Consider the following 12,925-nt stretch of genomic DNA (forward strand, 5'->3'; position numbering starts at 1 on the left):
GGCGCGCACGGGGAGGCGAATTCACCGGCGTTCGGCCGGTGAAGCATCCGCAACTGCCGGAAGAACTCCGGACTTTACCCCCCGCACGGGCGTGTCAACCCTCGCACAACTTCCACACGAGCAACAAGACACCCGCACAACATCGGCAGTTTTGAAGGAAAGTCAGAAAGCATACGGTCAGGACTGCTCGAGGGTGACCGTATTCGATATTTCCAGCGCCCCGGACAGGCTCGGATCCGCCGGGGACCGTTCAGATCTGCCAGGACCGCAATCGGTCGGCCGCGCCGTACACGTCCGCCTTGCCGGAGATCAGGTCGCGGGCGAGGTCGACGAGGGCGCCGTAGGGCGGGTCGATGCCGACGCCGCTGACGAACATGTAGGCCACGGCGGTCGCGCAGGCGAAGCGGGCGTTGGCCGCGGGCAGCGGTTTGAGCAGCGCGAGGGTGTGCAGCAGCGCGGCGGCCCGCCAGGCGGGGTCGGAGTCCACGCCGAGCCGGGGCGGGTCCACGCGGTGCCGGGCCACGGCGGCGACCAGCGCGGAGAAGTCGTCGACCGCGGGCTGGTCGGGCAGGACCTCCTCATGGCGCTGGAGCAGCCAGGGGACGTCGATGTGGATGACGGAGGGCATCGATCAGGCGGCCTCGTCCTTGGTCGCGGGTTCGTCGTCCGGGAAGGCCGCCGCGAACTCCTCGGCGTGCGCGGCGAAGAACTTCCGGAAGGCCTCGGCGCCCTCCTGGAGCGCCCGGTGCCGGGCGATGTCGGCGGCGGCGGCCTCACGCACGAGGGCCTTCATCGACGTACCGCGCTCCTTGGCGATCTGCCGCAGGTCCTCAAGTTCCCGGTCGCTGAACTCCACATTGAGAGCTGGCATACCCCACAGGGTACCGCGCGGGTACTTACCCGTAAATATCAGCAGGTCAGACACCACTCGGCACGGTACCTGCGGCGCCCGACAGCCATGTCCGATTCCCGCCGGTCCCCGGGCGCGCGACACACCAGACTCGACAGCGGAGAACAGGAAGAGGCACCAGGGGACCGAAGGAGCCGTCATGAACACCCGCACCGTGCACACCGTCCACCCGAGCCCGCTGGGCGACCTGCTGCTGACCGGCTGCGTCTCGGCGGGCGGCTGCGCGCTCACCTCGCTCACCCTGCCCGGGCAGCGCGGCGCGCCCGCCGTACGCCCCGAGGACCGTGACGACGCGCCGTTCGCCGAGGCGCACCGGCAGCTCGACGCCTACTTCGCGGGCCGCCCGGTCCGCTTCGACCTGCCGCTGGCGCCCGCCGGCACCCCGTTCCAGCGGGCGGTGTGGCAGGCCCTCGACGGCGTTGCCCACGGCACCACGACGACGTACGGCGAACTGGCCGCCCGGCTGGGCGTGGCCCGCGCCGAGCTGCGCGCGGTGGGCCGGGCCCTCGGCGCCAACCCGCTGCTCCTCCTGCGCCCCTGCCACCGGGTGATCGGCGCGGACGGCTCGATGCGCGGGTACGCGGGCGGCGTCGAGGCCAAGGTGTGGCTGCTGACGCACGAAGGTGCCTTGCAGCCCGCCTTGTCGTCGGCGGACGGCCTCGCTACACGTCCAGCCGGCTGATGCGCACGGCGCCCTTCGGCGTGCCGGGGTGGGCGCTGGTGAGCGTCAGCCGCAGCCGGGAGCCGCGCACGGGGTCGAAGGTGATCACCGTCGGGGTGTCCGAGGCCGTGGCCCACTGTGTCCGCGCGCCCGTCACCGGCACGTACGCCCGCCCGTCCCACACCGCCACCTCGGCCCGCGCGGGCAGCGTGTGCCCGGCGTCCACGGTGAAGGAGACCTCGACCCGGTCGAAGCCGCGGGTGCGCCCGGCGTCGTAGGAGACCCAGTCCGTCGCCCGTGCCCCGCTGAAGGCGGGCAGCAGCGCGGTGGCCTGCTTCACGAAGGCGTTGGACCAGCCGGTGGCCGGGTCGCCGTCCAGCATCGCGGCGGGCGGGGTGTCCCCGCGACCGGAGTAACCGGCGTCCGGGCGCGGGTAGTCGACGGGCGCCGGGGGGTCCGGCCGGAACCCGGCTGCCGGGGTGCGGGACGTCTCGCGGGCCGCGGTGGCGCGCACGCTCACCCGCCCCGTGCGCAGGCCGGCCACGCGCGCGGTGACCGTCACCTCCCCCGCTCCCGTACCGGACCGCACGATGGCGAGGGCCTTGCCGTGGAACGCGGTGCGGGTGCTCGCCTGGTAGCGCTCGGCGCTCTCCTCACGGCCGTTGTCGACCCCGGCGAGCGAGCCGCCGGTCACGTCGAAGGTGATGAGGTGCTCGGCGTCGGGCACCACCACTGCCCGCGCGTCGACGATGTCGGCGGTGACGAAGACCAGGGAGCGTCCGTCCGCGGCGAGGCGGTCGCGGTCGGCCGTGAGGCGCACGGCGTGCGGGGCGCCGGCGGTGCGCAGCACGTCGGTGGCGACGACCTCGCCGTCCCGCCGGGCCACGGCCTTCAACTCGCCCGGCCGGTACGGCACTTTCCACGTCAGGTGCAGCTTGCCCGCGCTGCCGTTGGGGCTGGTGTAGCTGCCCGGATAGGGGCCGTCGGTGAAGGTCTTGTCGTCACCGGTGGCCTCGGTGGTCTCCAGGTACGCGCGCCCGTCCGTGGTCCTCTTGACGTCGAACTCCCGTACGCCCAGGGACTTCCCGTTGAGAAACAGCTCGACGGACGGCACGTTGGCGTACGCCCGGACCTCCACCGTGTCACCGGCTTCGTGGTTCCAGGTCATCGGCAGCAGATGGACCATCGGCTCGGTCGTCCACTGGCTCCTGAAGAGGTGGTACATGTCCTTCGGGAAACCGGCGGTGTCGACGGCGCCGAAGAAGGACGCCTTGACCGGGAAGACGTCGTACGGCGTCGGCTCGCCGATGTAGTCGATGCCGGACCACAGGAACTGCCCCGCGAACCACGTGCGGTCCCGGTCCTTCTTGTGGCCGTACTCGCCGCTCATCGTCCAGGAGGCGAGGTTGTTGTCGTAGGAGGAGGTCTCCCGCCGGCCGGGGGTGTGGTTCTCGCCGGTGTTGAGGTGCTCCGGCTCCTGGTAGGCACCCCGGGTCGAGGTCTCCGAGGAGGACTCGGACTCGAAGAGGAACAGGTGCGGGTACTTCGCGTGCAGGCCGTCGACCGACTTCGCGGTGTTGTAGTTCAGGCCGAGGCCGTCGAGCTTGGCGAGCATGAGGTCGGCCGGGGAGCCGGTGGCGGGCACGCCGTGGTACTTGTCGGAGCCGATGACGACCGGGCGGGTGTCGTCGGCGGCCTTGATCGCGCCGATGATCCGGTCGGCCATGGCGAGCCCGGCCGTGGAGGTGGAGTCGGGGATCTCGTTGCCTATGGACCACAGCACCACGGCGGGCGAGTTGCGGGCGGCGAGCACCATCTCGGTGGCGTCCTTCTCGCACCACTCGTCGAAGAACCGGCCGTAGTCGTACGTCGTCTTGCCGGTGCGCCAGCAGTCGAAGGCCTCGACCATCATCACGATGCCCAGTTCCTCGCAGGCCTGGATCATCTGCGGCGAGGGCGGATTGTGGGAGGTGCGGAAGGCGTTGACGCCCATCGACTTCATGATCCGCATCTGTCTGCGGACCGCGTCGAGGCTGACGGCCGCGCCGAGCGCGCCCTGGTCGTGGTGGAGGTCGACGCCCTTGATCTTGGTGACGGTGCCGTTGAGGGAGAAGCCCTCGTCGGGGTCGAAGCGGTAGCCGCGGATGCCGAAGGGAGTGCGGTAGGTGTCGGTGGTGCGGCCGCCGGCGCGCAGCTCGGTGTGCAGTGTGTAGCGGTGGCCAGGGGTGTCGACGTCCCACAACTCCGGCTCGGGGACGGTCAGTTCGTGGATCTCGGTGGTCTGTTCGGAGACGGCGACGGTGGTGGCGGCACGGGCGACCGTACGGCCGTCGGGCCCGACGATCCGGGACAGCACCCGGACGTCCGTGCCGGTGCCGGACTCGTTCACGACGGTCGTCGCCACGCGGACCCGGCCCGGTCCGCCGCGATCTCGGGCGTGGTGACGTACGTCCCCCAGCGGGCCACGTGCACCGGCTCGGTGATCACGAGGCGGGCCTCGCGGTAGATGCCGCTGCCGGAGTACCAGCGGCTGCTCGGCAGCCGGTTGCGCACCTTGACCGCGAGGACGTTCGGCGTGCCGCCGTCGGTGTGCACGAGGCCGGTGAGGTCGAAGGCGAAACCGGTGCAGCCGTAGGGGTGGTGACCCACCTCGGTGCCGTTGCAGGAGACGTACGAGTCCATGTGGACCCCGTCGAACTCCACCGATATCCGCTGCCCCGCGCAGGCGGGCGGGAGGGCGAAGGCGAGCCGGTACCAGCCGAGGCCGCCCGGCAGGAAGCCGGTGCCGCTGGTGGTGCCGTGGTCGGTCGTCGGGGTCTGCTCGATGCTCCAGTCGTGCGGGACGGCGACCTCACGCCAGTCCGTGTCGTCGTAGCCGGGGTCGGCGGCCCGGTCGTCGGCACCGGTCGGGTCGGTGATGCCGTCCGGGTCGACCAGCGCGAAGCGCCAGCCGTCCCGCAGCGGCACGGTGCGGCGGCCGCCGGCGGCCGCGGACGCGTCGGCGGCGAGGGCGGCCGGAGCGGCCGCGGTGCCCGGCAGCGCGCCGGCCGCGGGTGTTGCGGTTGCTGCGACCAGTACCGATCGGCGCGTGACCGTCATGGCGGCTCCCCCTCATCAGGACCCGGAAATACTCACAACTGATCGTGAACAAACGGATTCTGACGGACTGCCACACGCGATCGTCAAGGGTCCGGCGCCCCCGTCCGCCCCCCGGCCACGCATCGGCCGGATTTGCCCCTTGGTCCTGTCCGGCCCGCCGGCCGACCGGGACCGGGGTCGCGGTTCAGGGGCACGCCGGAAGCACTACGCTGGAACGGAAGCGGTGCCACCTGTTCACTGTGAGTGTGCGCTTGGGAGCGGCGACGATGAGCCGGGTCTATCCGTTCGACGACGCGGCGACGGCCCGGGCTGTCATCGACGACACCGGAACCGTGGCGGAGTGGAACGAGGGCGCCCGGCGCCTGCTCGGCCACCCCGCCCAGGCCGTGGTGGGCCGCCCCGCCGCCCAGCTGCTGGCCGACGACCCCCCGGCCCTGCCCACGGGCCGCCGCTGGGCGGGAACGCTCGGATTGCGCCACCGGGACGGCCGTAGGCTCCCCGTCTGGCTGCTCGCCCACCGCAGACCGCCGCACGACGGACACGCCGGCGACTGGCTCGTGGTCACCCCGCTGACCGGCGGCGAGCCGCCCGCCGCGGACGACCCGCTCGCCGAGGCGGTCCTGGTCCAGTCGCCGTGCGCCCTCGCCGTGTACGACGACACGCTCCGGCTGCGCCGCATGAACGACGCCATGGCGGACGTCGTCGGCCTGCCGGAGGACCGGGTGCGCGGACTGCGGCTCGCCGAGATCGGCGGCAGGGCGCAGAGCGCGGAACTGGAGCAGGCTCTGCTCGAGGTGCTGGTCGACGGCCGCGCGCAGGACGTGCAGACCGTCACCCGCGACGACGACCGCTCCCACGCCTGGCTCGCCCGGCTGGCCCCGGTCCGCGACGGCGACGGCCGGGTGCGCGGGGTGTGCCTGACCGCGCACGACATCACCGACAACTACCGGGCCCGGCAGCGGCTCCAGCTGGTCAACGAGGCGAGCGTGCGCATCGGCAGCACCCTCGACGTGACCCGGACGGCCCAGGAGCTGGCCGACGTGTGTGTGCCCGCCCTCGCCGACTTCGTCACCATCGACCTGCTCGACCCGCAGGAACAGGGCGGCGAGCCCCCGGCCCGCGTCACGGCGCCGGTGACCCTGCGCCGGACCGCCCACCGGTCGGTGCACCCGCAGGCGCCGGAGGCCGTGATCAGCCCGGGGCAGGCCGAGGCGTACCCGGCCGGCTCCCCGCAGGCCGACTCGCTGACCGCGGGCCACACGATCGTCGCCTCCGTGGCCGAGGGCGACATCGCCGAATGGCTGACCTGGCACACCGCGCGTGCCCGGCGGGTGCGGGAGTTCGGCATGCACTCCTCGATGTCGGTGCCGGTCCAGGCGCGCGGACTGACCCTCGGGGTCGCGGTCCTCACCCGGTACCGGCGCCCGGACGGGTTCACGGCGGACGACGTCCTGCTGGCCGAGGAGATCACCGCCCGCGCCGCCGTCTGCGTCGACAACGCCCGCCGATACTCCCGTGAGCGGGAGACCGCCCTCGCACTCCAGCGCAGCCTGCTGCCCCGCACCCTGCCCAGCACGGCGGCGCTGGACGCGTCCTCGCGCTATCTGCCGGCCGCGCGGGCCGGGGTCGGCGGCGACTGGTTCGACGTGATCCCGCTGTCCGGGATGCGGGTCGCCATGGTCGTCGGGGACGTCGTCGGACACGGCGTCGAGGCCTCGGCCACCATGGGCCGGCTGCGCACCGCCGTGCGCACCCTCGCCGACATCGACCTGGCCCCGGACGAGCTGCTCACCCACCTGGACGACCTGGTGGTCCGGCTGTCGGCGGAGTCCGGCGAAGGCACCCCCGGCGAGCTCGGCGCGACCTGTGTGTACGCCGTCTACGACCCGGTGTCACGCCGGTGCACCGCGGCCCGCGCCGGGCATCCGCCGCCGGTGGTGTTCCGGCCCGGCGGCACACCGCAGGCGCTGGAGCTGCCCGCCGGTCCCCCGCTGGGCCTCGGCGGGCCGCCCTTCGAGTCCACCGAGGTGGAGCTGCCCGAGGGCACCGTCCTCGCGCTCTACACGGACGGGCTGGTGTGGGCCCGGGAGCGGGACCCGGAGACGAGCCGGGACATGCTGCTCCAGGCGCTCGGGGAGTACGCGGGCTCCCTGGACGAGACCTGCGACCGCGTCCTGCACCGCCTGCTGCCACCGGGCGGCTGCGCCGACGACGTGGCGCTCCTGCTCGCCCGCACCCGCGGCCTGCCCGCCGCGCAGGTGGCGACCTGGCATGTCCCGGCCGACCCGGCGCTGGTCGCGCCAATCCGCAAGCAGGTCGGGGAGCAGCTGGACACCTGGGGGCTGAGCGAGGCGTCGTTCACGGCGGAGCTGGTGGTCAGCGAGCTGGTCACCAACGCCCTCCGGTACGGCGCCCACCCGGTGCGGCTCCGGCTGATCCATGACGCGGCCACGCTGATCTGCGAGGTCTCCGACGCCAGCCACACCGCCCCGCACCTGCGCCGGGCCAAGATCTTCGACGAGGGCGGCCGGGGCCTGCTGCTGGTCGCCCAGCTCACCCGGCGCTGGGGCAGCCGGCACACCCCCGAGGGCAAGACGATCTGGGCGGAGTTGCCGCTGTACGACGAGGACCGGTAGCCCGGGACAGGGGCGCTACGCCCCGGCCAGCCAGGGCCGCACCTGCTTGCGGGCCTCGTGCAGGCGGGACTTGAGCGTGCCGAGGGGGATGCCGACGCGCTCGGCGACCTCGGCGTAGTCCAGCTGGCAGATGTCGCGGTAGACCAGCGGCGCGACCAGGTGGGGATGCGTGCGCTCCAGCCGGTCCAGGGCCTCCAGCAGGTCCACCCGGGAGCCGGCGATCACGCTGGTGGTGCGCGGGTCGACGGCGTACGCGGGCTCGATCGCGGCGGGCTGCTCGGCGGCGCGCCGCTTCAGCTCCCGGTACTTCTGCCGGCAGCAGTTGGCGACCACGGTGTACAGCCAGGTGCCGAAGCGGCTGCGTCCCTCGAACGCGGTGATGTGCCGGGCGACCTGGAGCAGCACGTCCTGTGCGGCCTCCTCGGCGTCCTCCCGGCAGGGCAGGAAGCGCGCGCAGCGCCGCAGCACCTCCGGGCGGATCTCGGCCAGCAGCCGGTCCAGCGCGACATTGTCGCCGGCGGCGGCCCGCCGGGCGAGGTCTTCCAGCGGCGTCTGGTCCTGCACGGACAAGCCCCTCTTCGAGTCGATCTCAGGCCAGGCATGATAGTCGTATGCACTCCCTGGAGCGGATCGGCCGCTACCGACTCGAACGGCCGCTGGGCAGCGGCGCCTTCGCCACGGTGTGGCTCGCCCGTGACGAAGAACTCCAGGCGCCGGTCGCGGTGAAGGTCCTCGCCGAGAACTGGACACACCGGCTCGACATCCGCGAGCGCTTCCTGTCCGAGGCCCGGCTGCTGCGCCGGGCCGGCTCCAGCCGGATCGTGCAGGTCTACGACATCGGTCAACTCCCGGACGGCAGGCCGTACTTCGTGATGGAGTACGCCGACGGCGGCACCCTGGCCGATCTGCTGGCCGACGGCCCGCTGCCGGTGCGGGACGCGCTCGCGCTGACGGCTGAGGCCGCGCGCAGCGCCGCCGCGCTGCACGAGGCGGGCATCGTGCACCGGGACATCAAGCCGACCAACGTGCTGCTGCACACCGCCCCGGACGGCACCCGGCGGCTGCTGCTGGCCGACCTGGGCCTCGCCAAGAGCCTCGCGCAGGCCTCGGTGCTGACACTGGCCGCGGGCTCCGCAGGCTATCAGCCGCCGGAGCAGGCCGAGCCCGGCGAGGGCATCGACGAGCGGGCCGACGTCTACAGCCTGGGCGCGGTCGGCTACGAGCTGCTCACCGGGACGGTGCCGGGGCCCCCGGGCCGGGTCGTGCCGCCCCGGCGGCTGCGGCCGGACCTCGGCGAGGACGTGGAGCGGGCGGTGCTGCGCGCCCTGGAGCCGGACCGGTCGCGGCGCTGGCCCGGCGCGCAGGCGTTCGCGCAGGAGCTGGACCGGCTGGCCGCGGCCGCGGCGCCGGGCGACGCCCGGCGGCTGGACGGCGTGCGCGGGCGGCTGAACGTCGTCACGATGTCGCTGGCCGCGCTGCTCGCCGCCGCGGCGGCCGCGGTCACCGTGACCGTCGTCCTGCACCATCGCGCCGGCTCCCCGGACGGGACGCGCGTGACGGACTCGACCGGGCGGGTCGTCGTCCAGGTGCCCGCGGGCTGGGGCCACGAGCTGCGGGACTCCGGCTGGGACCCGGGGGTGCTGGGGCTGGCCAAGGGACACGAACCGGGGCTGGTGGTCGCCGACGACCTGACCCGGTGGTCCGACCTGGCCAAGCCGGTGAACGGCGTGTTCGTCGGGGTCAGCGAGCACGGCGACCTGGCCGGGAAGGTCAACGGCCTGACCCATGCCGGCTGCCGCTACTCCGGCGGCCGCACCTTCGCCGACGCCGGCTTCCACGGCCTGGTGCGGGCCTGGAGCGGCTGCCCCGACGGCGGCTCGATCACGGAGTCCGCGCTGACCCCGGCGGAGGGCTCCGGTCAACCGCAGGTCTACGTACAGGTGCGCGAGCAGGGAACCGGTGACGCCACGGACGGGGTACTCCGTTCGCTGCGGGTCGGTTGACGGACGCCTGCCGGAGCGCCCCGTGGGGAAGAAACCCTGCGTGTGCCGAACTTTTCGGGCACTGTCTGCATCGGATCCCCATGACGGCGCACTCGGCGCCTCGGGCACCCGTTCCCTCGTGTGCCCTGACCCTCACAGGAGTGGTGAGCGACATGGTGTACGCACCCCGGTCCGCGCGGCACGGGGCCCTGCTCGTCGGTACGTTCGCCGTGCTGGGCCTCCTGACCGCCTGTGGCAGCAACAGCCACGACGTCCACAGCAGCCCGCCCCTCACCGCGTCCGGTACGGCCGCGCCCGCGACGGGCGACACCCAGAGCCCGGGACCGGCCACCTCCGCCCCGGGCTCCGCCGCCACCGGCCCCGGCGCCGCCGTCCCGTCCGCCCCGCGGGCGACGACCACCAGGGGCGGCGGCACGGCCCCCTCCGCGGCTTCCTCCGACCGCTGCCACACCTCGCAGCTGCGCGCCTCCGTGGGCGGCAACGACCCGGGCGCCGGCCAGGAGAACTTCCCGGTCGTGTTCACGAACACCTCCGGCCGCACCTGCACCCTGCACGGCTTCCCGGGCGCGGCGTTCGTGAGCGCCTCCGGCGGCCAGCTCGGCCCGGACCCCAAGCGCGAGTCGGGCTCCCCGGTGACGGTCACGCTCAGGCCGGGGCAGAGCGCCTGGGCGGGGCTGTCCTTCTCCAACCCCGGCGTCAGCGGCGCCACGACGGCCACCCCGGCCGCTCTGGTGGTCACGCCGCCGGACGAGCGTGACTCCCTGAGGGTCGCCTGGACGGGCGGGGCGGTGCCCGTGGGCGGAAACTCCTCGTCCGTATTCCTCTCGGTCCTGGCCCCCGGCACGGCTCCCTGACCTGCGCGGAAGAGTCCCGCGACGAACCCCGCCGCCCCGTGTGGGCCGGCGGGGTTCGTCATGAGCGCGCCACAACTGTCACAGGACGGCAACAGCCGCCGTCCGCCCCGATCTTTCCCGCCGCTCCAGCGATCGAACTCGTCGACCGCACGGTGAGCAGGCCCCGCAGAGGGCCTTGGAGAAGGAATTCGGGGACAAGATGAGCGGGATCTCACGCAGGCGGGTGCTGACGGCGGGCGCGGCGGCCGGCGCTCTGGGCACGCTGGCCGCGTGCTCCTCCGGGACCGGCCTCTCGGTCGGCGGCCCGGACTCCTCGGGCGACAAGGACACCGCCCAGGCGCGGCCGGCCAGGCCGATAGGCGACGGCTCCACCGCCGACACCGGCCCCCAGCCGCACCAGCCGACGCCCGACCGGCTGAAGCCGGGCCAGAAGCCGCCGCAGTTCGTGGTGTTCTCCTGGGACGGCGCGGGCGAGCTGAGCAACAAGCTCTTCTCCCGGTTCCGCAAGGTGGCCGCCGACCACGGCGCCACGATGACGTTCTTCCTCAGCGGCATCTACGCCCTGCCCGAGTCGAAGAAGACGCTGTACCGCCCGCCGCAGCACCCGGTCGGCGCCTCCGACATCGGCTACCTCGCCGACCGGCACATCCACAACACGCTCCAGCAGGTCCGGGCGGCCTGGCTGGAGGGCCACGAGATAGGCACCCACTTCAACGGGCACTTCTGCGGGGCGACCGGGGTGCGCAACTGGTCCCCGGCCGAGTGGCGCAGCGAGATCGACCAGGCGATGGCCTTCGTGACGCAGTGGAAGACCAACACCGGCTTCACGGACCTCGACCCGCTGCCCTTCGACTACCACAAGGAGCTGATGGGCGGCCGTACCCCGTGCCTGGAGGGCCAGTCCAACCTGCTGCCCACCGCCGCCGCGCTCGGCTGGAAGTACGACGCCAGCTCCCCCGGCGGCCTGCAGATCTGGCCGGGCAAGGTGCAGGGCGGGAAGATCTGGGACTTCCCGCTCCAGTCGATCCCGTTCCCGGGGCACTCCTTCCAGGTGCTGTCGATGGACTACAACATGATGTTCAACCAGTCCGCCGGCAACCCGAACGGCGACCGCGCCCAGTACGGCGCCTGGCGCACCCAGGCCCGCGACGCGTACGTCGCCGGCTTCGACCGCGCCTACACGACCAACCGCGCCCCCTTCTTCATCGGCAACCACTTCGAGCGCTGGAACGGCGGCATCTACATGGACGCCGTCGAGGAGGCGATCGGCAAGATGGCCGCGTACGGCGACGACGTGCGGTTCGTGTCGTTCAAGCAGCTCGTGCACTGGCTGGAGGCGCAGGACCAGGCGGTGCTGCGCAAGCTGCGCACGCTGGTGCCCGGGCAGTCCCCGGTGGGCGGCTGGGCGGAGTTCCTGGGCGCGGCGGGCAGCCGGTCCTCCTGAGCCGTTCGGGATCGTCTGTTTTCATGGGCGGGTCCGCGTGATCCACTCGGGAAGGACCCGCCCTGAACACCCCGCTCGCCGAAGCGCTCTCCGCCGTGCTGCTCGCCGCCGTGCTCGCCTGGGCCGTCGTGCGGCCCTTCGGCCTGCCGGAGGCGGTCATGGCCGTCCCCGCCGCGGGGATCGCCGTCGCCACCGGCGCGATCTCCCTCGACCACGCCCGGGCGGAGGCGGAGCGGCTCGGGCCGGTGGTCGGGTTCCTGGCGGCGGTGCTGGTGCTCGCCCACTTCTGCGATGTGGAGGGGCTGTTCCGGGCGTGCGGGGCGTGGATGGCCCGGTGGGCGGCGGGCCGGCCGGTGCGGCTGCTGACGGCGGTCTTCGCGCTGGCGTCCGCCATCACCGCCGTGCTCAGCCTGGACGCCACGATCGTCCTGCTCACCCCGGTGGTCTTCGCCACGGCCGCGCGCACCGGCGTACGGCCCAAACCGCACGTCTACGCCTGTACGCACCTGTCGAACACCGCGTCGTTGCTGCTCCCGGTCTCGAATCTGACGAACCTGCTGGCGTTCGCGGCGAGCGGGCTGAGCTTCACCCGGTTCGCGGCGCTGATGGCGCTGCCGTGGCTGGTGGCGATCGGCGCCGAGTACGTGGTCTTCCGGCGGTTCTTCGCCCGTGACCTGGCGGCGGCGGCCCCGCTCGGCGAGGACTCCGGCGAGCCTCCGCGACTGCCGCTGTTCGCCCTGGTCACGGTCGGCTGCACGCTGGCGGGGTTCGTGGTGGCGTCGGCGTTCGGGGTGGAGCCGGCCTGGATGGCGGCGGCGGGCGCGCTGGTGCTGGCGGGCCGGGCCCTGGTGCGCCGCCGGGCGACACCGCTGACCGTCGTACGGGCGGCGGCCCCCTCCTTCCTCGCGTTCGTGCTGGCGCTGGGCATCGTGGTGCGGGCCGTCGTCGACAACGGGCTCGCGGACGTCCTCGGCCGGGTGCTGCCGGGCGGCACGGGCCTGCCCGCGCTGCTGGGCATCGCCGCGCTGGCCGCCGTCCTGGCGAACCTGATCAACAACCTCCCGGCGGTGCTGGTCCTGCTGCCGCTCGCCGCGCCGGCCGGGCCCGGCGCGGTGCTGGCGGTGCTGCTCGGGGTGAACATCGGTCCGAACCTGACCTACGCGGGCTCGCTCGCGACGCTGCTGTGGCGGCGGATCGTGCACCAGCACGAGCACGGCGTGGACCTCGGCGAGTTCACCCGGCTGGGCCTGCTCGCCGTGCCGTCGTCCCTGGCGGTCGCGGTGGTGGCACTGTGGGGCTCGTTGCAGATTCTCTGAGA

Annotated in this window: 9 protein-coding genes and 1 pseudogene; 6 read left to right on the forward strand and 4 right to left on the reverse strand. The window is 73.4% G+C overall.

Translation table 11 applies throughout. The features are described from left to right. Nucleotides 1-250: 250 nt before the first annotated feature. A complete protein-coding gene (locus BIV23_RS18345) occupies nucleotides 251-628 on the reverse strand; it encodes a toxin Doc (RefSeq protein WP_071381958.1) in 378 nt (125 codons plus the stop codon). Nucleotides 629-631: 3 nt separating this feature from the next. Continuing rightward, a complete protein-coding gene (locus BIV23_RS18350; protein ID WP_071371402.1) occupies nucleotides 632-871 on the reverse strand; it encodes a hypothetical protein in 240 nt (79 codons plus the stop codon). 178 nt (nucleotides 872-1,049) lie between these two features. On the opposite strand from BIV23_RS18350, the gene BIV23_RS18355 reads away from it, so the two are divergent. Then, nucleotides 1,050-1,592: a methylated-DNA--[protein]-cysteine S-methyltransferase gene (locus tag BIV23_RS18355; protein ID WP_071381959.1), complete on the forward strand. Its 543-nt coding sequence runs from the start codon at nucleotides 1,050-1,052 to the stop codon at nucleotides 1,590-1,592. Here BIV23_RS18355 and BIV23_RS18360 read toward each other — a convergent pair. Then, a pseudogene (locus BIV23_RS18360) lies at nucleotides 1,573-4,670 on the reverse strand (glycoside hydrolase family 2 TIM barrel-domain containing protein). The gene BIV23_RS18355 and the pseudogene BIV23_RS18360 sit on opposite strands and share 20 nt — an antisense overlap. A gap of 266 nt (nucleotides 4,671-4,936) precedes the next feature. Between BIV23_RS18360 and BIV23_RS18365 the strand changes: the two are divergent. Next, complete coding sequence (locus BIV23_RS18365; RefSeq protein ID WP_071381960.1) at nucleotides 4,937-7,306, forward strand: SpoIIE family protein phosphatase; 2,370 nt, start codon at nucleotides 4,937-4,939, stop codon at nucleotides 7,304-7,306. A 15-nt stretch (nucleotides 7,307-7,321) separates the two neighbouring features. Here the strand turns inward: BIV23_RS18365 and BIV23_RS18370 are convergent, their stop codons facing one another. Then, nucleotides 7,322-7,870 (reverse strand): RNA polymerase sigma factor, encoded by a 549-nt coding sequence (locus tag BIV23_RS18370; protein WP_071382063.1) that lies wholly within the window; start codon nucleotides 7,868-7,870, stop codon nucleotides 7,322-7,324. Between the two features lie 47 nt (nucleotides 7,871-7,917). Here BIV23_RS18370 and BIV23_RS18375 point away from each other — a divergent pair, with 47 nt between their 5' ends. The 4 genes from BIV23_RS18375 to BIV23_RS18390 all read left to right on the forward strand — a co-directional run bounded on the left by BIV23_RS18375 (nucleotide 7,918) and on the right by BIV23_RS18390 (nucleotide 12,923). Next, nucleotides 7,918-9,309 (forward strand): serine/threonine-protein kinase, encoded by a 1,392-nt coding sequence (locus BIV23_RS18375; RefSeq protein ID WP_071381961.1) that lies wholly within the window; start codon nucleotides 7,918-7,920, stop codon nucleotides 9,307-9,309. 152 nt (nucleotides 9,310-9,461) lie between these two features. Further along, a complete protein-coding gene (locus tag BIV23_RS18380) occupies nucleotides 9,462-10,163 on the forward strand; it encodes a DUF4232 domain-containing protein (RefSeq protein WP_071381962.1) in 702 nt (233 codons plus the stop codon). Between the two features lie 199 nt (nucleotides 10,164-10,362). Next, complete coding sequence (locus BIV23_RS18385; protein ID WP_177239940.1) at nucleotides 10,363-11,607, forward strand: polysaccharide deacetylase family protein; 1,245 nt, start codon at nucleotides 10,363-10,365, stop codon at nucleotides 11,605-11,607. Between the two features lie 62 nt (nucleotides 11,608-11,669). Continuing rightward, nucleotides 11,670-12,923 carry an arsenic transporter gene (locus BIV23_RS18390; protein ID WP_071381963.1) on the forward strand — a complete coding sequence of 418 codons (1,254 nt, stop codon included), beginning with the start codon at nucleotides 11,670-11,672 and terminating at the stop codon, nucleotides 12,921-12,923. Nucleotides 12,924-12,925 lie beyond the last annotated feature (2 nt).

The organism is Streptomyces monashensis (assembly GCF_001866665.1).
GTDB classification, from domain to species: Bacteria; Actinomycetota; Actinomycetes; order Streptomycetales; family Streptomycetaceae; genus Streptomyces; species Streptomyces monashensis.